Here is a 21,296-nt window from a genome sequence, read left to right as displayed (position 1 = left end):
GATCAGTTATGCATCAATCAACTGACCGACCGCTTTCGCGAGCAGGCTCGCTCCCACAGGGCGTAATCCAGTAAACTGCCGCACGTTTTTCTTCAAGTAGTGTTTCCCATGCAAATTGCTCTGGCGCCCATGGAGGGGTTGGTCGACGACATCCTGCGTGACGTGCTGACCCGCGTTGGCGGTATCGACTGGTGCGTGACCGAGTTCATTCGAGTCAACGATCAGTTGCTCACACCGGCCTATTTCCACAAGTTCGGCCCTGAGCTGCTCAATGGCGCACGCACCGCAGCCGGTGTGCCGTTGCGCGTGCAATTGCTCGGTTCCGATCCGGTGTGCCTGGCGGAAAACGCAGCGCTGGCCTGCGAACTCGGTTCTGAAGTGATCGACCTCAACTTTGGCTGCCCGGCCAAGACCGTCAACAAGTCCCGTGGCGGTGCGGTACTGCTCAAGGAGCCGGAACTGCTCAACCAGATCGTCGAGCACGTCCGCCGCGCCGTGCCTGCGCACATTCCGGTCACGGCGAAAATGCGCCTCGGCTTCGACAGCCCCGACGGCTCGCTGGTCTGCGCCACGGCGCTGGCCGAGGGCGGCGCCGAGCACATCGTAGTTCACGCGCGGACCAAAATGGACGGCTACAAACCGCCGGCACATTGGGAGTGGATTCCGCGGGTACAAGACGTGGTCAAGGTCCCGGTGTTCGCCAATGGCGATATCTGGAGCGTCGATGACTGGCGTCGTTGCCGCGAGATCAGCGGCGTCGAAGACATCATGCTCGGTCGTGGACTGGTGTCGCGCCCGGATCTGGCCCGGCAGATCGCTGCGGCCCGCGCTGGCGAAGAAGTGGTCGAGATGACCTGGGCCGAGCTGATGCCGCTGATTCAGGATTTCTGGTTGCAAGCCAAAGCGCAGATGACCGCGCGCCAATCGCCGGGTCGCTTGAAGCAATGGCTGGCGATGTTGACGCGTAATTACCCGGAAGCCACCGAGCTGTTCACGGTTTTGCGCCGCGAAACCGAGCCTGAGCAAGTCTCGCGTCTGCTCGGTCTGCCGTTGGTCGAGGCCGCATAAAAAATTTGAAAATAATCTCTTGAAAACAAAACAGCGGTCCCTATCTAAGGGTTACGCGATGCCGAATCCGGGTCGCGGAGACACAAAAACTTGCTGATTGTTTTCAGGAGATTTGAATCATGAGTACTGCATTTTCTCTCGCGCCACTGTTCCGTTCCTCGGTAGGTTTCGACCGTTTCAACGACCTGTTCGAAACCGCCCTGCGCAACGAGCCAGGCAGCAGCTACCCACCTTACAACGTCGAAAAACACGGTGATGACCAATACCGTATCGTCGTTGCCGCCGCCGGTTTCCGGGAAGAAGACCTGGAACTGCAGGTCGAAAAAGGTGTGCTGACCATCAGTGGTGGCAAGCGTGACGCCAACGAAGGTGTGACCTTCCTGCATCAGGGCATCGCCCAGCGTGCGTTCAAGCTGTCGTTCCGTCTGGCCGATCACATCGAAATCAAGGCCGCGGACCTGAGCAACGGCCTGCTGAGCATCGACCTGCTGCGCGTGGTCCCTGAAGAGGCGAAAGCCAAGCGCATTCCAATCAATGGTGCGCAGCAGCCGGCGCTGCAGCACTGAGTAACGTGCAGCAACACAATCGTCTGAACAGACGATAAGCCGCTGAACAAAAGGCCCCGATACGTCGGGGCCTTTTTTGTGGGCGAAGGAAAACTGACGCGGCGTTTGCTGCTGTTGTCGGGGCTCTTTACAATCTGCGCAGTTTTGCCGACTCCCATTTCGCAGCAGTCGGCCTGGAGCCTTCTTTCATGGACGAGATTCAACAGCGCTGGCTGTGTGCGTTGTCCGCACCCATGGCCGCGCTCAATACCGGCGCCGGGTATGACGACCCCGCGTTCTGCAACGATCAATACATCAACCTCAAAGAGAGTTGGGGTATCGATGATCGCCAGCAATTGTTCGGCATGCTCGAAGCGATGACCGACGACGGCCATGCCAGTCATCTCGCTGCGGCCTATCTGGCGTGGCAGCGTTGTTTGCCGAGTGAATGGCAGTCGTTGCTGGATGATCTGAGCCCGCGTGAGCGTGTTCTCCATGAATTTGCCAGCCGCACGTTCGGCAGCTGCGGCCCCGGTGGAATTCTGTCATGGGATTACGGCCGCATGGGCTTTCTGTTGCGCTGTGCGGTGCGCAATCACTGGATTGATCTCGCCGAGAGCAACTGGTTGCACAGCCGTCTGGCCGTCAGGGCACGGTTTCATTACGCGAGCTGGATGGCTTACTTCAACGGCTTTCTGGTAGGGCGAACCTTCTGGACCTGTCTGAGCAAAAGCGATGATGAAGTGGCTGTCGAAATGAGTCGCGAGGGTGCCAGCGCCTTCAATACGAGGATTGCTCGCGGTCTGGCGCTGAATATGCCGCATTTTCTCGCCGATCTGCCGTGGGAGATGGACATTGATCCTCTGCCGCGTCCGGCATCGCTTGAGGAGTTCGACTGGTCATGAGTTGCTGGATTCGACTGGGCATAGAGCCTACAACCGACGAAAGCCTGATCCGCAATGCCTATCGTGCGTCGTTGCCGGCACATCACCCTGAAACCGACCCTGAAGGCTTTCAAGCGCTGCGCACAGCCTATGAACACGCCTTGCGGCTGGCGCGAGAAGAAGAGACTGAGAAATTCGAGCCAGCGTTCGAAGCCTCCGGGCAGGCAGGCATTGAGATTCCTCAGGTCTTCGTGGATTTTTGCGAGTTGCTTGATGATTCCGCTCGCCGGTTCAATTTCGCAGCGTGGCAAGTATTTGTCCGGGAGCTGGACCAACAGCCGTTGGAAGTACTCGATGAGCTGAGTTGGGCTCTTTATCGCCGGCTGGCTGACGCGGGCCCTTTGTCGTACCGCTGCGCGAACCTGTTGGCCAAACGTATGGCTTGGGATCAGCAGTTGCTGGATCTGGAGTTCGACGACGCCCATCAAGTGGGATTTTTCCTGGAGCGAATCGCAACGCCTGACCCGTTCGACACGGATCTGATGAGCGCTTGGTCAGAAGCCGCGCAGACCGAATCACTGTGGTACGCCCGTAGCCTGGATTACATCTTCACCCACCGTCCCCTGCATGAGTTCGCCGATTTTGCCACTCGGCACACCTGCTTGCCGTTGCCGGATGATGCCGCGTACGTCAAACGTTTGCTGGTACAGCTCACGCAAGCGGGAATGGGGGCGCCGACGTTCTTGCAGTGTTGTGCCGAACAGCACCATGCCTCGCCGGATAACATCGACTGGCTTTACCTGCTCGCGTGTCAATACAGCTTGTTGGGACTCGATGACCAGGCATTTCCGTGCTGGATGCGGCTCTGGGTCGAGCACCGTCATCCGATGGCTGAGGGACGCCTGCTGGAACTTTGCGCCAGGCGCCAGCCGACTTTCCTGCCGCTGCTGATCCAGGCGTTCGACTGTCTGGAGGACTTCTGTGCGTGGTCTGCCGATCTTGGCGATCACTGCCAGCTATTTGGCAGTCCGTCGCAACGACCGGAGACGCTGGCTCGGTGGCTGGGCGTCGGACAGCTCAAGCTTGATCCATTGGCGCAAAGTTTTATCGATTGGCGCATGACGGGTGATGAACTGCCCTTGCTCGCGCAATTACTCGGAGAGAACCACGACAGCCGTTTGCTGCGTCTGTACCGGCACGCCTGGGCACTTCATCGAGGAGATTCGGCATTGCTACAGCAGATTGTCGATGATCCGCTGCCGGTGGACGCGCTCGAATGCCTGGTTCTCAACGCCTTCAAACATCAGGCCGGACAGCACTTGCGCTGGTTGAGCAGGGCGCCGATTGCCTTGGCGATGAAAGCGTTCACCGATGCGCAAGCGATGTCTCGACGCTTGCCGTCCGTGTTGTCAGAGGGCGAGCCGCATAAAGTCTGTCGTCTATGGTTGCGCCGCTTGCGGCCTTACAACGACAGCGCGCTGGAGCGACTGGCCGAAGCGTTCGAGCTGAACGCGGTCAAGGACGGTGTTGATCTGTCAGAACTCGATCTGATGCTGCAACTGAATCGTCGCACGTCGGGATTGCCGCCGATCGGGTTGGGAATGGCCACATGGGAGTGGCACGCTCAGACAGTGTTTCTGCTGGCATTGCTGGAGCAACCCGAGCGCTGGCTGCAGTTGATTGATGCGCAGTGTCTGGAGCGTTTGCCGTTCAATCCTGCTCACCCCTTGAACAGGCTGCAGCCATTGTTGCGGCGCTTGCTGCGTGAGCAGGGCAATTGCGCCGGTTTGCTGGGCTGGTTGCAGGGAGATGATCCCGTACACGGCTTGCTGATGCAGCGATTGTTCAGCGTGCAGCAGGCACTCGACAGTGTGCGGTTGCCGGCCAATAGCCTGCTTTACACCTGCGTCGAAAGCGACCGTGCCGCCTGCGGCGACGATCTGCTGGGCTTGTTGATGTTCTGGGGCGTGCTCTATCACGACCCAAGCCTGAGCGCGGAGCAACACCGGGCATTGTTGCAATCGATCGCAGCGGTCACGTGTGAGGACGACTGGTTCGAAGGCTTTCGTGATGGTCTGATCAAGGGCGAACCGGTGTGGCCGCCGCGCAAGGTATTGGCAGACTTCGGTGTCGACAAACTGTTGACCTACGAGGCGCTGGAGGCGCTGAAAAGCTTGATTCGCTACGGCGCTGCGGGTGTGCCAAAAACGCGAGTATTGCGCCAGTTGCAGCAGGGCAAGGATGACGTTGAGAACAGCGTGGGCATGCGCCTGGCCCTGTGTGCGTTGCTGTCCTGGTCGGAGCGTTTATTGCTGGCCAACAGTAATGTTCAGCCCGTATCGGCGAAGGCTTTCTGGCGCCTCGGACCGCGGTTGGGGCGCAAGGCTTTTATCGCTCAGGTCGTGGGATGCGTCGTGGCAGCACCGATAGCCGGACTGATAACGGGCACGACGATCGGCGGGATTATCATCTTGTTGCTGGGCGTTCTACTGTTGTTCGCGGCGGTGCTGCGCCGGTTGCATGACATGGGCCGTGGCATTCCCACGCTACTGCTATTTCTTGCGCTGTCGCCGTTTCTGCCATTCCTGCCGCTGGTGCTGTTCGGGTTTCCTGGAGACAAGTTGCCCAATCGGTACGGCGTGCCGCCGGACAGCGGGGAAGATATGTTGTCCGGCGGGCTGCAAGCCGCTTTACGACGACTGAATGGCTAAAGACGCAACTCATCCAGTGCGTCATTCAGCGCAGAGCGCTGGCTGGCGATCTCGGCGGATTGCTGGCCGCCGAGCACTGCGGTGAAGCTGTGCAACCATTCGGCGATCTGCTCGCGCTGGCTGCCCAGGCTTTGCATCCATGCTCGCTCCAGCCGCGCCAGTAACGTACGGTTGGGCAAAGCGTCGCGTGGGTGCACTTTTAGCGTCGAAAGACGATCGTGGCTGGCCTCCCGGGCCTGTTCGTCAAGACCGGTGGGGCTGCGGTCGATGATGTGGCTGTGACGTTCGCCTGTGTTGAGCAGCGTGACGTCAACTTCAAGCAGGCCATTGATGTCATAGCTGAAGCGCACGTCCAGCGCTTGTATGTCTTCGCTGGGCTGCAAGGTGACATCGAAGGCATCGATCAGAATGTTGTCGCGTACCCATGGGCGCTCACCTTGGTAAACCGCAATCCGGATCAACCCTTGCCGTGGATGAGCGGTGTAGTAACGCTCGACTCTAGAGGTCGGAATAATGGTGTTGCGTTCGATGATTGGCGAAAAAGCGCCTTCGATGCCTTTGCCGCGCAGGGTTTCAATCCCCAGCGTATAAGGACAGACATCCGTCAGAATCAGCTCCTCGACCGCACCGTCGCGCGCCTTGCACGCTGCCTGCGTCGCCGCGCCCAGCGCGACGATGGTGTCCGGATCGAGATGCCGGTAAGGCAGACGCCCGAAAAGCGTGGCGACCATTTGCTGCACTGCCGGCATGCGCGTTGCACCGCCGACCAGGACCAGGCTGTCGAGGTCGCGCGGTTTTAGCCGGGCATCGCGCAGGGCCTGTTCGATCGGTGCGCGCAAGCGCGCGAGCAGTGGTTCCCAGATCTTTACGGCAGCGGCTTCGTCCAGCGCCCATTCGAATGTCTGCTCGGCCTGGCGCCAGCTTAACTGTTGGGTGCCTTCGCCGAGCGTGCGCTTGAGTTGTTCCAGCGCATCACCGAGGCTGGCCATGGCTTGCGCATCGATTTGCGTTGCGTCCAGTTGCCAGTGCTTGAGGCAGGCCTGCAGCAGGGCGGCAGTGAAGTCTTCGCCACCGAGAAAATTGTCGCCGGTGGAGGCGTGCACTTCGATCAGCGGCAACGCATATTCCAGTACTGTGACGTCGAAGGTGCCGCCACCCAGATCGAAAATCAGCGTGCGTTCGAACTTCTGCTCGTGCAGCCCGTACGCCATGGCGGCCGCGGTCGGTTCATTGATCAGGCGGGTCACAGACAGCCCCGCCAGTTCGGCGGCAAACAAGGTGCGCTTGCGCTGCTCGTCACTGAAATACGCCGGGACCGAAATGACCGCCTCCGAGACCGCGTGGCCGAGGAAGGCCTCCGCGTCTTGCTTGAGCGAGCCGAGCACCAGCGCCGACAACTCTTCGGGGCTGAAGAGGCGAGCGCCGAGGCGGATTTGCCTGTCGCTGCCCATGAAGCGCTTGAACGCGGCGGCAGTGCGTTCCGGGTGCGTGGTCAGGCGGGCGCGGGCGGCTTTGCCAACCAGAATCGTCTCGTCTTCATCAAGGCTGACCACCGACGGTGTCAGCACATCGCCGAGGGCGTTGGGGATCAGTTCGGCGCGGCCTTCACGCCAGACGGCGATCAGGCTGTTGGTGGTGCCAAGGTCGATGCCCAGCAGGGCCGGGCGGGGAAGGGATGCATCCTGCATGGTTGATCTCGAAGCGGCGCAAAAAACGCGACCCTACAGGCTGACGCAAACCGTGGCAATTATTGCTCTGTTGCCAGGCTGTGCGGCCGCCGATTCAGGGCAGCAGTTTTTTCAGATCCTCTAACGCCACCGGTCGACTGTGCAGATACCCCTGATACAAATGACAGCCCAACCCCTGCAAAAACGCCAACTGCTCCGGCGTTTCCACGCCTTCGGCAATCACCTCCAGCTCCAGACTGCGTGCCATCGCGACAATCGCGCGGATGATCTCGGCATCGTTCGGGTCGGAGGTCGCGTCGCGGATGAATGACTGATCGATTTTCAGCGTGTCCACCGGCAAGCGTTTCAGATAAGTGAGCGATGAATAGCCGGTGCCGAAATCGTCCATGGCAAAACTGACGCCGAGCTTTTTCAAGCGGCGCATTTTGCCGATGGTGTCTTCCAGATTCTGGATGACGATGCCCTCGGTGATTTCCAGTTTCAGCAGCGAGCAGGGCAGACCGTGGCTGGTCATGCTGTGTTCGATCCGTTCGACGAAATCGTTCTGGCGGAACTGCCGTGGGCTGATGTTCACGCACAGGCTGAAAGCGAGCGGGTCGACGAGGTGCAGCGCGATCAGTTGTTTGAAGGCATTGCAGGCTTCGTCGAGAATCCAGGTGCCGACTTCGAGAATCAGCCCGCTGTCCTCCAGAACCTTGATGAACTCGGCAGGCGATTGCGCACCCAGCTGCGGGTGGTTCCAGCGTACAAGGGCTTCGGCGCCGATGATGCGGTTGTCGCGCGCATCGACCTGCGGCTGAAAGTGCACATTGAACTCGCCACGTGACAGCGCCAGACGCAGATCGGTCTCCATGCGCAGCCGTTCGCTCGCGGCTTTCTGCATGGTGTTGTGATACATCTGCGTGGTGTTGCGCCCCGAATCCTTGGCCCGATACAGGGCAATGTCGGCGCGTTTGAGCAGGTCGGTCGGCGTTGAGCCGTGATCGGGAATCAGCGCCACGCCGATGCTCGGCGTCACTTGCAGGCGCTGGCCGTCGAGAAACATCGGCTCGGAAAGCAGTTCGCGAATGGTGTCGGCCAGCGCGCGCACCTGCTCGCTGACTTCACTGCGCGAGCCTTCGAGGCCGCTGAGCAGCACGACGAATTCGTCGCCACCCAGGCGCGCCACGGTGTCCTCCATCCGCACGCTGGCTTCGAGCCGCGCGGTGATGATCTTCAGCACGGTGTCGCCGACCGGATGGCCGAGCGAGTCATTGATGTGCTTGAAGTGATCAAGATCGAGAAACAGCAGGGCGCCGCGCAGGTTATGGCGCTTGAGCAGGGCGATCTGCTGGCTCAGCCGGTCCATCAGCAAGGCGCGGTTGGGCAGGTTGGTCAGTGGGTCGTGATAGGCCAGATGGCGGATCTGCGCTTCGGCGTTTTTCAGCAGGCTGACGTCTCGTGCGGTCAGCAGCAGGCAGGCGGTTTCGTTGAGCGTGATCGGCTCGACCGAAACCTCGACGGTCAGCAATTCCCCGCGCTTGTTACGCCCGAGCATTTCCTGATGATGCACGCGCCCTTTGATCTGCAACTCGGCGAGCAGCGCTGAACGCTGCTTTTCCTCGGCCCAGATGCCGACCTGATACACGGTTTTGCCCACCACTTCGTCGGCGCGATAACCGGTCAGACGGCAGAAACCATCGTTGACTTCCAGATAACGACCGGTGTCGCGCTCCGTGATAGTGATCGCATCAGGGCTGGAGTGAAACGCCTTGGCAAACTTCTCTTCGCTGGCCTTCAGCGCCGCTTCCGAGCGTTGTTGTTGGGTGATATCGCGCAGGGTGGTGACGATGCACGGCTGATCGCCGACGCTGATCTGCCGACTGGAAATCACACAGGTCAGCGACTGGCCATCCTTGTGCTGGACGATGATCGCGACGTTGCTCAAGCCCTGCTCGCGAATGACCCGCTCAATGCGTTGCAGGCTTTTTGCCGAGGCGTCCCACAGGCCGATCTCTTCGGCAGTGTGGCCAATCACGTCAGCCGTGCTCCAGCCGAATGTCTGGGTGAAGCTGGAGTTGATCTCGATGAACTCACCGGTTTCCTGGCGGGTGACGCAGATCGGGTCGGGGCTGACTTGAAACAGCGTGGCGAATTTTTCTTCCGAGGCCACCAGTCGTTGTTCGCGCTCGACCTGATCGGTGATGTCCAGCAGCGTGCCGGCCATGCGCAGCGGCGCGCCGTTGTCATCGCGATACAGGCGCGCGCGACTTTCCAGATAACGCGAGCTGCCGTCCGGCAGTTGTACCCGATACGTCAGCTGATAATTACCTGCCGGGCCTTCGCGCAGGCTGCGGTAGGCATCGCGCATGCTGTCGCGTTCTTCACCGGGCACACCCTCGAAAAACGCTTCGAATGACTCATGAAACGGTATCGGGTCGAGCCCGTGCAATTGCGCGGCGCGTGCCGAGCCGTAAAGCATGCCGCTGGGGATGTGCCAGTCCCAGGTGCCGAGCTGCGCCGAATCCAGCGCCAGGTCGAGGCGTTCCTGGCTGTCTTTCAAGGCCAGTTCGGCGGCTTTGCGTTCGGTGGTGTCGAGAAAGGTGCTGAGCAGGTACGGCTGACCTTCGAGTTCGACTTTCTGCGCGCTGAGAATGCCGTCATGCACCTGACCGTTGCTCGCGCGAAACTGCACTTCCATGCTGATCAGTTCGCCTTTGGCCTTGGTCTTTTTCACCAGTTCGGCGCGTTGTTCGGGGTGCACCCACAGGCCGAGTTCGAGGGTGGTGCGACCAATGGCATTCTGCACTGGCCAGCCGAACAGGCTTTCAAAATACTGATTGGCCTCGCTGATCAAACCGTCTTCCTGACGGGTCAGCAGCACCATGTTGGGGCACAGGTGGAAAAGTGTGGCGAAACGTTTCTCCGAACTACTGAGCGCCTGTTCACGTTGACGCTGGTGGGTGATTTCGCGGATCACCCCGATCATTCGGGGGCGGCCGTTTTTGTCCGGCAGCAGGCTGCCGTTGATCTCCAGCCAGTGCAGGCTGCCGTCGGGCCAACGGATGCGGTGGTGCATCGCCTGCTCCAGGGGCGCGCCGGCGATCACCGCATGGAACGCGCGTACGGTCTTTGCCCGGTCCTCCGGTGGCAGCAAATCGAGATATTCCAGATCTTCGGGCAGCGGCTGCCGTGGATCGAAGCCGAACAAGGCCTGGGTGCCGCGCGACCAACTGATCTGCCCGCGCTCGATGTCCCAGTACCAGGCGCCGAGCCGGGCGCCGTTGAGCGCCGCCAGCAATTGCGGCGCGCTTTCCCAGCTCTGCTCGGAATGACGCGGATCAATCGCCTGGATACGCGGCATCGGCGGAGTTCGGTCAACAGATTTCGGCATTGTGGACAGGCCTTGAGCGGATGGTGGCGTTAGGCACAGCAATCGCGGCTCTACAGGAGTAGCACAAGTCGGCCTCAATTCCCTGGCAGATCGATTTGTGCATCCAGCAAGGCCATGAAGGCTCTTGCCGCATTCGAGAGCGTCCGTTCGGTGTGCAGGATATAGCCTAGCTGGCGACTGAGCTGTATGCCCGGCAATGCGATGCTTGCCACTTGCTCATCGAGCATGGTGCGTGGCAACACGCTCCAGGCCAGGCCGATCGAGACCATCATTTTTATGGTTTCCAGATAGTTGGTGCTCATGGCGATGTTTGGCGTCAGGCCCTGGGCCTCGAATAAACGCTGGACGATGTGGTGGGTAAAGGTGTTGCCGCCAGGGAATACCGCCGGATGGCCGGCAATGTCGATCAGACTGACGGCGCCGTTATTGATCAGCGAGTGCTCCGGGGCGACCACGAAATCCAGCGGGTCGTCCCAAACTGGCGTGGCCTTGACCAGCGCGTGAGGCTCCGGCGCCAGTGTGATCACTGCCAGTTCAGCGCGGCCGTGGAGAATCTCTTCGTAGGCCACTTCCGAATCGAGGAACTGAATATCCAGCGCGACCTGTGGGTAGCGGCGGGTGAATTCCCTCAATAAGGGCGGCAAACGGTGCAGGCCAATGTGATGACTGGTGGCCAGCGTCAGGCGACCGCTGACTTCGCCGGTCAGGTTGGTCAGGGCGCGGCGGGTGTCATCCAGCACGTTGAGAATCTGGTAAGCCCGCGGCAGCAGGGCGCGGCCGGCCTCGGTCAGGCCGACTTCACGGCCCAAACGGTCGAACAGGCGCACCTTCAGTTGCTGCTCCAGCCCGGCGATGCGCTTGCTGATCGCTGGTTGGGTCAGGTGCAGGCGCTCACCGGCACCGGAGAAGCTGCCGGTCTCGGCAATGGCGATAAAAGCATTGAGGTTGGCCAGATCCATTCAGTATTCCAGTCGGTTATCCAAAGCATGAAAAATATGAATTTGAGTTATTTAATCTAACCCCATAGGATCGGCCTCACAAGCCAAAGGGTTATTGATAAACCCAGGGCATAGAAACAAGCTGATGAGGAACCGTCTGATGGCCGGCAAAACGCTGTACGACAAGCTCTGGGATTCGCATTTGGTCAAGCAGCGCGACGATGGCTCTGCGCTGATCTACATCGACCGTCACATCATTCATGAAGTGACCTCGCCGCAAGCCTTCGAAGGCCTGCGTCTGGCCGGGCGCAAGCCGTGGCGCATCGATGCCAACATTGCGACCCCGGACCACAACGTACCGACCACCCCGGAACGCAAGGGCGGCATCGCAGCCATTGCCGACCAGGTCTCGCGTTTGCAGGTGCAGACCCTCGATGACAACTGTGATGAATACGGCATCGTCGAGTTCAAGATGAACGACGTGCGCCAAGGCATCGTCCATGTCATCAGCCCGGAGCAGGGCGCGACCTTGCCGGGCATGACCGTGGTCTGCGGCGACTCGCACACCTCGACCCACGGTGCCTTCGGCGCGTTGGCTCACGGCATCGGCACTTCCGAGGTCGAGCACGTGCTCGCCACCCAGTGCCTGGTCGCCAAGAAAATGAAAAACATGCTGGTGCGCGTCGAAGGGCAATTGCCATTCGGCGTCACCGCCAAGGACATCGTCCTCGCGGTGATCGGCAAGATCGGCACCGCCGGCGGCAACGGCCATGCGATCGAATTCGCCGGCAGCGCGATCCGCGATCTGTCCGTCGAAGGTCGCATGACCATTTGCAACATGTCCATCGAAGCCGGCGCCCGCGTGGGGCTGGTGGCGGCGGACCAGAAAACCATCGATTACGTGGAGGGCCGTCCGTTTGCACCGAAAGGCGCGGAATGGGACATGGCCGTCGAAGCCTGGAAAGACCTGGTCTCCGACGCCGATGCCAAATTCGACACCGTGGTTGAACTCGACGCTGCGCAGATCAAGCCGCAAGTCAGCTGGGGTACGTCGCCGGAAATGGTTTTGGCCGTTGATCAGAACGTGCCGGACCCGGCCAAAGAGATGGATCTGGTCAAACGCGACTCGATCGTCCGTGCCCTGAAATACATGGGTTTGACCGCCAATCAGGCGATCACCGACATTCAATTGGATCGCGTGTTCATCGGGTCCTGCACCAACTCGCGGATCGAAGACTTGCGCGCTGCAGCTGTGATCGCCAAGGGCCGCAAGGTGGCGTCGACCATCAAGCAGGCGATCGTGGTGCCGGGCTCGGGTCTGGTCAAGGCGCAGGCGGAAGCCGAAGGTCTGGACAAGATTTTCCTCGAAGCCGGTTTCGAATGGCGTGAGCCGGGTTGCTCGATGTGCCTGGCGATGAACCCGGACCGTTTGGAGTCCGGCGAGCATTGCGCCTCGACGTCCAACCGCAACTTCGAAGGCCGTCAGGGCGCCGGAGGCCGTACCCATCTGGTCAGCCCGGCCATGGCCGCGGCCGCAGCGGTGAACGGTCGTTTCATCGACGTTCGTGAATTGATCTAAAAGGAGCGCAGCATGAAAGCTTTTACCCAGCACACTGGTCTTGTCGCGCCTCTGGATCGTGCCAACGTCGACACCGATCAGATCATTCCCAAGCAGTTCCTGAAGTCGATCAAGCGCACCGGTTTCGGTCCGAACCTGTTCGACGAGTGGCGTTATCTGGACGTTGGCCAGCCGTACCAGGACAACTCCAAGCGCCCGTTGAACAAGGATTTCGTGCTCAACGCCGAGCGTTATCAGGGCGCCAGCGTGTTGCTCGCCCGCGAGAACTTCGGTTGTGGCTCCAGCCGTGAGCACGCGCCGTGGGCGCTGGAAGAGTACGGTTTCCGCAGCATCATCGCGCCGAGCTACGCCGACATTTTCTTCAACAACAGTTTCAAGAACGGCTTGCTGCCGATCATCCTCAGCGATGCTGAAGTCGATGAATTGTTTAAGCAGGTTGAGGCCGAGCCGGGTTATCAATTGCAGGTCGACCTGCAAGCGCAAACCGTGACCCGCCCTGATGGCAAGGTGTACCGTTTTGAGATCGATGCGTTTCGCAAGCATTGCCTGTTGAACGGTCTGGACGATATCGGCCTGACCCTGCAGGACGGCGATGCGATTGCGACGTTCGAAGCCAAGCATCGAGTTAGCCAGCCGTGGTTGTTCCGCGACGCCTGAGCAGGATTCGAGATTGATGTAGTCAGGGCCGGCCTCTTCGCGAGCAGGCTCGCTCCCACAGGGGAATGCATTTCAAATATGGGAGCGACGGTGCGACGATTCGACCTGCTCGCGAAGACGGTAGCTCAAACAACACAGATACAGGATGTGACCATGACCAGTACCGCCCAGCACACCCAGGTCGTCCAGAAGCAATTCGGCGAACAGGCCGCCGCTTACCTGAGCAGCGCCGTTCATGCGCAGGGCAGCGAATTCGCCCTGCTGCAAGCCGAGCTGGCCGGGCAGAGCGGGGCCCGGGTGCTCGATCTTGGTTGCGGCGCCGGTCATGTGAGTTTTCATGTCGCACCGCTGGTCAGCGAAGTGATGGCCTATGACCTGTCGCAGCAGATGCTCGACGTGGTCACCGCCGCTGCGGCCGAGCGCGGCATTGGCAATATTTCCACGGTCAACGGTGCCGCCGAGCGTCTGCCGTTCGCCGATGGCGAGTTCGACTTTGTATTCAGCCGTTATTCAGCGCATCACTGGAGCGATCTTGGTGTGGCCCTGCGCGAGGTACGCCGGGTGCTGAAGCCGGGCGGCGTCGCAGCCTTCGTGGACGTGTTGTCACCGGGCAGCCCGCTGTTTGACACTTACCTGCAAAGCGTCGAAGTGCTGCGTGACACCAGTCATGTGCGCGATTATTCCGCCGCCGAGTGGCTGCGCCAGGTCAGTGAGGCCGGGTTGCATGTGCGCAGTACCACGCGTCAGCGCCTGCGCTTGGAGTACACCAGTTGGGTTGAGCGCATGCGCACGCCCGAGGTGATGCGTGCGGCGATTGTTCAGTTGCAGCAGTCGATGGGCAACGAAGTGCGCGAATATTTCGAGATTGAGGCCGACGGCTCCTTCAGTACCGATGTAATCGTATTGATGGCCGAGCGATAAGCATTTTTCCGGGCGCGCCGGTGAAGGCGCACCGATTGAAGACACGAGGAAAACATGAGCAAGCAGATTCTGATTCTCCCAGGTGACGGTATTGGTCCGGAAATCATGGCCGAAGCGGTCAAGGTGCTGGAGCTGGCTAACGACAAGTACAGCCTGGGCTTCGAACTGAGCCACGACGTCATCGGTGGCGCGGCCATCGACAAACATGGCGTGCCGCTGGCCGACGAGACCCTCGACCGCGCCCGCGCTGCCGATGCCGTGCTGCTCGGCGCTGTCGGTGGGCCGAAATGGGACACCATCGAGCGCGATATCCGTCCTGAGCGCGGTCTGTTGAAAATTCGTGCGCAACTGGGCCTGTTCGGCAACCTGCGTCCGGCCATCCTGTACCCGCAACTGGCTGACGCTTCGAGCCTGAAGCCGGAGATCGTTGCCGGCCTGGACATCCTGATCGTTCGCGAACTGACCGGCGGCATCTACTTCGGCGCGCCGCGCGGTACCCGCACGCTGGACAACGGCGAGCGTCAGTCCTACGACACCCTGCCGTACAGCGAAAGCGAAATCCGCCGCATCGCCCGCGTCGGTTTCGACATGGCCATGGTCCGTGGCAAGAAGCTGTGCTCGGTGGACAAGGCCAACGTGCTGGCGTCCAGCCAACTGTGGCGCGAAGTGGTCGAGCAAGTGGCCAAAGACTATCCAGAAGTCGAGCTGAGCCACATGTACGTCGACAACGCCGCCATGCAACTGGTGCGCGCACCGAAGCAGTTCGACGTGATCGTCACCGACAACATGTTCGGCGACATTCTGTCCGACGAAGCGTCGATGCTCACTGGTTCGATCGGCATGCTGCCGTCCGCCTCGCTGGACTCCAACAACAAGGGCATGTACGAGCCTTGCCACGGTTCCGCACCGGACATCGCCGGCCAAGGCATTGCCAACCCGTTGGCGACCATCCTCTCGGTGTCGATGATGCTGCGTTACAGCTTCAATCTGCACGACGCCGCCGATGCCATCGAGAAAGCCGTCAGCGTCGTGCTCGATGAGGGCTTGCGCACCGGCGATATTTATTCGGCCGGTTGTACAAAAGTCGGTACGCAGCAAATGGGCGACGCAGTAGTCGCCGCGCTGCGGAATCTGTAATCTCTCGGGCCCGCTGCGAAATTCAATACAAAGCAGCGGCCCACTTTTCAAGAAGGTGTAGTTGCGATGAAACGTGTAGGTCTGATCGGTTGGCGCGGGATGGTCGGTTCCGTGCTCATGCAGCGGATGCTGGAAGAGCAGGATTTCGATCTAATCGAGCCGGTGTTTTTCACCACTTCCAATGTCGGTGGCCAAGGCCCGTCCGTGGGCAAGGACATTGCTCCGCTCAAGGACGCTTACAGCATTGACGAGCTGAAGACCCTCGACGTGATTCTGACCTGCCAGGGCGGCGACTACACCAGCGAAGTGTTCCCCAAGCTGCGCGAAGCCGGCTGGCAGGGTTACTGGATCGACGCAGCCTCGAGCCTGCGTATGAACGATGACGCGGTGATCATTCTCGACCCGGTCAACCGCAAGGTCATCGATCAGCAGCTCGATGCTGGCACCAAGAACTACATCGGTGGCAACTGCACAGTCAGCTTGATGCTGATGGGCCTGGGCGGTCTGTTCGAAGCCGGTCTGGTCGAGTGGATGAGCGCCATGACTTATCAGGCGGCCTCCGGGGCCGGCGCGCAGAACATGCGGGAACTGATCAAGCAGATGGGCGCGACCCACGCCGCTGTCGCCGATCAACTGGCCGACCCGGCCAGCGCGATCCTCGACATCGACCGTCGCGTGGCCGATGCCATGCGCAGCGAAGCGTATCCGACCGAGAACTTCGGCGTTCCGCTGGCCGGCAGCCTGATCCCGTGGATCGACAAGGAACTGCCGAACGGCCAGAGTCGCGAAGAGTGGAAGGCCCAGGCCGAGACCAACAAGATTCTCGGTCGCTTCAAGAGCCCGATCCCGGTCGACGGTATCTGCGTGCGCATCGGCGCCATGCGTTGCCACAGCCAGGCGCTGACCATCAAGCTCAACAAGGACGTGCCGATCGCTGATATCGAAGGGCTGATCAGTCAGCACAACCCTTGGGTCAAGCTGGTGCCGAACAACCGTGAGATCAGCATGCAGGAGCTGAGTCCGACCAAGGTCACCGGCACCCTGAATGTTCCGGTTGGCCGTCTGCGCAAGCTGAACATGGGGTCGCAGTTTGTCGGTGCGTTTACCGTGGGCGATCAGTTGTTGTGGGGTGCGGCGGAACCGTTGCGTCGCATGCTGCGGATTTTGCTTGAGCGTTGATTGGTTGATGTGATGAAGAAACCCGCGCCTTTTGTGAGGTGCGGTTTTTTTTTGTCGGGTGGTTGGGGGAGTACATATCCGTTGCTGCGGTAACGGCTTCTTATGGTTTCGCCCTTACGGCGACTCACTTTTTTTCAAACGCCAAAAAAAGTAAGCAAAAAACGCTTGCTCCTACGTACGGCCCTCGCAGGCTCGGGTCCCTTCGTTGCGGGATTGATCCGGGCGCAGCGGCTACGGTTTGCTTCGCTGCACCTCCTTCCGCTGTGTCTGGCTGCGCCAGACGGTCGCTGCGCTCCCACGCCCGGATCAATCCCTCCACTCAGCCTTCCGATGTCGCCGGTGGATCAAGATCAAAAGCACTCGAGCTGGCGCTCATTGTTGAGTGGTTAGAAGCGCCGCATGGCTTGAAATTTTCGGTGGATTCGCCCCTCACCCCAGCCCTCTCCCGGAGGAGAGGGAGCCGATCTTTGGGCTTTTCAGAATTTGTGTTCGACTCGGTATTTCAGGTCTGTGTTGCTCTTGCATCCACCACGGTCAGTCCCCTCTCCCTCGGGGAGAGGGTTAGGGTGAGGGGCTTTTGATTTTCGGACTGAGTCAGGCATTTGCCTGAGCGATCGCTGGCAGAAATTGCCTGCACGCCAGCCACCCGGTAAAGTGCCGCTCCCCCCGTTTCACCAGAGGCTCGCAGCATGACCCAGACCTTAGATATTGCCGTGATCGGCGCCACCGGTACTGTCGGCGAAACCCTCGTGCAAATCCTTGAAGAGCGCGACTTTCCCGTTGGCAATCTGCACCTGCTGGCCAGCAGTGAATCGGCTGGCAGCTCGGTGCTGTTTCGCAATAAGAACGTACGCGTGCGTGAAGTCGACGAATTCGATTTCAGCAAGGTCAAACTGGTGTTTTTCGCCGCTGGCGCAGCGGTCTCGCTGAGCTACGCGGCCCGTGCGCATGCCGCTGGTTGTACGTTGATCGACCTGTCTGGTGCCTTGCCGGCCGATCAGGCGCCGCAAGTGGTGCCGGAGGCCAATGTCGAGCTGCTCGCCACGCTGAGCGCGCCGTTCCAGGTCAGCAGCCCAAGCCCTTCGGCCACGTCGCTTGCCGTGGTGCTGGCGCCATTGCGTGATCTGCTCGATCTGCAATACGTCAATGTCACCGCCAATCTGGCGGTTTCCGCGCAAGGTCGCGAAGCCGTGGCCGAGCTGGCGCGGCAGACCGCCGAGCTGTTGAACATGCGTCCGCTTGAGCCGACCTTCTTCGATCGGCAGATGGCGTTCAACTTGCTGGCTCAGGTCGGTACGCCTGATGCGCAGGGCCACACGCTGCTGGAAAAGCGTCTGGTGCGCGAGTTGCGTCAGGTGCTTGCGCAGCCTTCGCTAAAGATTTCCGCAACTTGCGTTCAAGCCCCGGTGTTTTTTGGCGATAGCTTTAGCGTGACCTTGCAATCTGCACGGGCTGTCGACCTGGAAAAGGTCAACGCTGCGCTGGAAGCGGCGCCGGGCATCGAACTGGTCGAGGCTGGCGATTACCCGACCGCCGTCGGCGACGCGGTGGGGCAGGATGTGGTGTATGTCGGTCGCGTACGCCTCGGTGTCGACGATCCGGCGGAACTAAATCTGTGGCTGACGTCAGATAACGTACGCAAAGGTGCAGCGCTCAATGCTGTGCAGGTGGCTGAATTGTTGATAAAAGACCTGCTGTAAAAGATACTTGGCAACAATTTGTCGACTGATTCTAGGTCAGCGCTATGCTTGATCCGAAACGTCGATGACGTGTCAGCCCTCCGGGACTTTCCGGGGCATCAAAGAAATGATCGCGCGCGACATCTGTCGTCGTCGCGCGCAATGCCTTACGGCAGCGCTATTCAAAAGCTTCTCGCTGGCCGAGGAACGTTCAAACAAAGGATGAGGCTATGGTTCAAGTTCGCAAACTGGTGTTAGCAATAGCGGCCGCCTCGGCGCTGTCCTCCGGTATGGCGCATGCCCTCGGGCTCGGGGAGCTGACCCTGAAGTCGACCCTGAACCAGCCGCTGGTGGCTGAAATCGAGCTGCTCGATGTCAAGGATCTGACCGCGGCAGAAGTGGTGCCGAGCCTGGCGTCACCTGAAGATTTCGCCAAGGCCGGCGTTGACCGCCAGGCTTTCCTCAATGATCTGACATTCACCCCGGTGCTCAACGCCAGCGGCAAAAGCGTTTTGCGGGTGACTTCGAGCAAACCGCTGTCGGAACCGATGGTGAAATTCCTCGTGCAGGTGATGTGGCCGAACGGCCGCTTGCTGCGCGATTACAGCGTGTTGCTGGATCCATCGAAATTCTCGCCGCAGACCGCTGACGCTGCAGCCCAGCCGGCGCCGTCGCAAACCATCGCGGCACCGACCACGGGCGCCACGCACCGCGGGCAATACACCACCACGCCACGCGATACCCTCTGGGAAATCGCCGCGAAGGCGCGCAATGGCGGCTCGGTGCAGCAAACCATGCTGGCCATTCAAGCCCTGAACCCGGATGCGTTTATCGGTGGCAACATCAACCGCCTGAAAACCGGCCAGGTACTGCGTCTGCCAGACCCTGTACAAAGCACGGCGTTGCCGCAGTCTGCAGCCATCGCTGAAGTCGCGGCGCAGAACGAAGCCTGGCGTCAGGGCCGGCGTTATGTGGCCAAGCCGGGTAGCGGTCAGCAACAACTCGACGCTACCAATCGTGGTCGCGGCAATACCGGCGCTGCGCCGAATGCGCAGGACAACCTCAGCCTGGTCTCCGCCGAAAGCGCCAAGGCTGGCCGCAAGGGCCCGGCCGGCGACGCTCAGGCACTGAGCAACAAACTGGCAATCACTCAGGAAAACCTCGACACGACCCGTCGTGACAATGAGGAACTGAAAAGCCGCATGGCCGATCTGCAAAGCCAGTTGGACAAACTGCAAAAGCTGATCGAGCTGAAGAACAATCAACTGGCGAAGATGCAGGCCGACGGCGCTGTTGCTGCTCCTGGCGCTGCGCCTGGGGTTAATGGCGCGGTGCCGCCGGTACCGGCAATCACCGCTGAATTGGCGGCGACACCGCCAGCCACTCCGGCTGACGCTGCCTCGGCCTCGCCAACCCCGGAATCGGCCATCGCGCCACCGACTGAAACGCCGGTTGAGCCAGTGGTCGAGCCGGTTGTCGAAACCACCCCGAGCGCTGACAACGACAAGACCTTCAATGAACTGCTGACCAATCCGATCCTGTTGGGGCTGATCGGCGGCGGTGCGGTAGTGCTACTGCTTCTGCTGTTGCTGCTGGCCCGTCGCCGCAAAGCTCAGCAGGAAGCCGAGAAGCATGTGCGCATGGCTCGTGCGCTGGCTGAAGAGCAGGAGTTCTCCGCCGAACAGGATCTGCCGGAAAGCAGCTTCGAAGGCTTGGAAACCCCGGCAGCGAGCGTCAAGCTCAATACTCCGGCACCTGCGCCCGCGCCAATTCCCGCACCGATTGTGGCGCCGGTGGTCATGGCCGAGCCGATTGCCGCGCCGCTGGTCGCGCCGGCCGCGGATCGCTCCGATGATGTCCTCGACAAGGCCCAGTCGCATATCAATGCCGGTCGCCTGAACCAGGCCGCCGCGCTGCTGGAGGAGGGCGTCAGCCTTGAGCCGGAGCGCAGTGACCTGCGTCTGAAGCTGATGGAGGTCTACGGTCAGCAGGGCGATCGCGACGCGTTCGTCGCGCAAGAGCGGCAACTGGTGGCCAACGGCGACAACTTCGCCAAAGTTGAAGCGCTGAAAAGCCGCTTCCCGGCGATGGCCTTGGTGGCTGCGGGCGGTCTGGCCGCTGCGGCGGTCGCCGCCGAGCTGGACGCGCAATACGTCAAGGACCTGCTGCTGGACGAGCCTGAAGCGCCTGCGCCTGCTGAAGATGACCTGGACAGTGCATTCGACCTGAGCCTGGACGATCTTGACAACATCACCCCGGTTGAGTCCGCGCCAGTGGTCGAGCCTGAAGCGCCGGTCGAGCTGGATGCGTTTCCAGCCGACGATGAACTGAGTTTCGAATCGGTGCTGCAACAGCAGACCGAAGTGAAAGAGAATCTGGACGATCTGTCGGACTTCGACCTTGATATGGATCTCGGCGCCGAGCCGTCACCTGCAACCCTGGCTGAAGACGAGTTCCTGCTTGATCTGGACGAGGGTGTGAAGGATCTGCCGCCAGTCGAGGCGCCGGTGGTGGCCGACTTGCCGCAGGACGATCTTGAGCTGCCGGCCGATTTCGATCTGTCGCTGGCTGACGAAATGGACAGCAATCCGGCCACCGAGCCGAACGCGTTCACCACCGAGCTGGACGATGTCAACGCCGAACTTGATCGCCTGTCGCAAAGCATCGCCGAGCCGACCTTCACCGAAGCCGATGCGGCGCTGGGTGACGATCTGGGCGAAGACGATTTCGATTTCCTCGCCGGTACTGACGAAGCGGCGACCAAGCTCGATCTCGCTCAGGCCTACATCGACATGGGCGATGCCGACGGCGCGCGCGACATCCTCAATGAAGTGTTGACCGAGGGTAATGAAACCCAGCGGGGCGAGGCCAAGGACATGCTTTCCAACCTGGCGTAGGTTCTGCGTTGCAGCGAAAACGGCAGCCTTTGAGGCTGCC

At 60.5% G+C, this 21,296-nt stretch carries 14 protein-coding genes; 11 read left to right on the top strand and 3 right to left on the bottom strand.

The window, feature by feature from the left end; genetic code table 11:
* Positions 1-108 precede the first annotated feature (108 nt).
* From V6F91_RS00420 to V6F91_RS00405, 4 genes are all read left to right on the top strand, one after another.
* Positions 109-1,068, top strand: a complete 960-nt coding sequence (locus tag V6F91_RS00420) for a tRNA-dihydrouridine synthase (protein WP_332761515.1) — start codon at positions 109-111, stop codon at positions 1,066-1,068.
* A 119-nt stretch (positions 1,069-1,187) separates the two neighbouring features.
* Complete coding sequence (locus tag V6F91_RS00415; RefSeq protein WP_258449800.1) at positions 1,188-1,634, top strand: Hsp20 family protein; 447 nt, start codon at positions 1,188-1,190, stop codon at positions 1,632-1,634.
* Between the two features lie 188 nt (positions 1,635-1,822).
* Entirely contained in the window at positions 1,823-2,518 is a 696-nt protein-coding gene (locus tag V6F91_RS00410) for a DUF1266 domain-containing protein (protein ID WP_332761512.1), read from the top strand.
* Positions 2,515-5,208 carry a DUF805 domain-containing protein gene (locus V6F91_RS00405; RefSeq protein WP_332761510.1) on the top strand — a complete coding sequence of 898 codons (2,694 nt, stop codon included), beginning with the start codon at positions 2,515-2,517 and terminating at the stop codon, positions 5,206-5,208. The genes V6F91_RS00410 and V6F91_RS00405 overlap by 4 nt, the downstream gene beginning before the upstream one ends.
* Here V6F91_RS00405 and V6F91_RS00400 read toward each other — a convergent pair.
* From V6F91_RS00400 to V6F91_RS00390, 3 genes are all read right to left on the bottom strand, one after another.
* Positions 5,205-6,896, bottom strand: a complete 1,692-nt coding sequence (locus V6F91_RS00400; protein WP_332761507.1) for a molecular chaperone HscC — start codon at positions 6,894-6,896, stop codon at positions 5,205-5,207. The genes V6F91_RS00405 and V6F91_RS00400 overlap by 4 nt on opposite strands.
* Before the next feature lie 94 nt (positions 6,897-6,990).
* A complete protein-coding gene (locus V6F91_RS00395; protein WP_332761505.1) occupies positions 6,991-10,269 on the bottom strand; it encodes a PAS domain S-box protein in 3,279 nt (1,092 codons plus the stop codon).
* 74 nt (positions 10,270-10,343) lie between these two features.
* On the bottom strand, positions 10,344-11,228 hold the full coding sequence (locus V6F91_RS00390; protein ID WP_332761504.1) for a LysR family transcriptional regulator: 885 nt from the start codon (positions 11,226-11,228) through the stop codon (positions 10,344-10,346).
* Between the two features lie 139 nt (positions 11,229-11,367).
* Between V6F91_RS00390 and leuC the strand changes: the two genes are divergently transcribed.
* From leuC to V6F91_RS00355, 7 genes are all read left to right on the top strand, one after another.
* Positions 11,368-12,786, top strand: a complete 1,419-nt coding sequence (leuC, locus tag V6F91_RS00385; RefSeq protein WP_332762834.1) for a 3-isopropylmalate dehydratase large subunit — start codon at positions 11,368-11,370, stop codon at positions 12,784-12,786.
* 12 nt (positions 12,787-12,798) lie between these two features.
* Entirely contained in the window at positions 12,799-13,443 is a 645-nt protein-coding gene (leuD, locus tag V6F91_RS00380) for a 3-isopropylmalate dehydratase small subunit (RefSeq protein ID WP_025111182.1), read from the top strand.
* Between the two features lie 153 nt (positions 13,444-13,596).
* A complete protein-coding gene (locus V6F91_RS00375; RefSeq protein ID WP_332761503.1) occupies positions 13,597-14,364 on the top strand; it encodes a class I SAM-dependent methyltransferase in 768 nt (255 codons plus the stop codon).
* A 54-nt stretch (positions 14,365-14,418) separates the two neighbouring features.
* Entirely contained in the window at positions 14,419-15,501 is a 1,083-nt protein-coding gene (gene leuB / locus V6F91_RS00370; protein WP_332761502.1) for a 3-isopropylmalate dehydrogenase, read from the top strand.
* A gap of 66 nt (positions 15,502-15,567) precedes the next feature.
* Complete coding sequence (asd, locus tag V6F91_RS00365) at positions 15,568-16,680, top strand: aspartate-semialdehyde dehydrogenase (RefSeq protein ID WP_039762046.1); 1,113 nt, start codon at positions 15,568-15,570, stop codon at positions 16,678-16,680.
* A gap of 689 nt (positions 16,681-17,369) precedes the next feature.
* Positions 17,370-18,380, top strand: a complete 1,011-nt coding sequence (locus V6F91_RS00360; RefSeq protein ID WP_332761500.1) for an aspartate-semialdehyde dehydrogenase — start codon at positions 17,370-17,372, stop codon at positions 18,378-18,380.
* A 209-nt stretch (positions 18,381-18,589) separates the two neighbouring features.
* A complete protein-coding gene (locus V6F91_RS00355) occupies positions 18,590-21,256 on the top strand; it encodes a FimV/HubP family polar landmark protein (RefSeq protein WP_332761498.1) in 2,667 nt (888 codons plus the stop codon).
* Positions 21,257-21,296: the final 40 nt, after the last annotated feature.

This window comes from Pseudomonas koreensis, from assembly GCF_036668835.1.
Taxonomy (GTDB): domain Bacteria; phylum Pseudomonadota; class Gammaproteobacteria; order Pseudomonadales; family Pseudomonadaceae; genus Aquipseudomonas; species Aquipseudomonas koreensis_I.
The sequence above is the reverse complement of the archived record's forward strand: the minus strand, read 5'-3'. Positions and strand labels throughout refer to the sequence as shown.